At 58.5% G+C, this 207-nt stretch carries 1 pseudogene; it reads left to right on the forward strand.

Annotation, left to right across the window (positions count from 1 at the left end):
- Positions 1-207: pseudogene (locus tag ACW9IN_RS30245) on the forward strand (hypothetical protein); the annotation flags it as partial.

Consider the following 207-nt stretch of genomic DNA (forward strand, 5'->3'; position numbering starts at 1 on the left):
ACACGGCCAAAAGTACTTGGCTGACCTGAGCATTGTTCCAGTTACCGAGGATGGCCGCGCCATTGCCGGTTTGCTCACCGGCGCCGTCACCCAGCCTGCGCCAGTGCTGCGCCAGAAGCTGGAACTGGTCAAAAACTCGATGCTGGAGATGCGCAAGGCCAGCGCCGAACGAAAAACCGAAATGCGGATTGAAGCGGCCAATGAGTT

The organism is Pseudomonas sp. SDO5271_S396 (assembly GCF_054071795.1).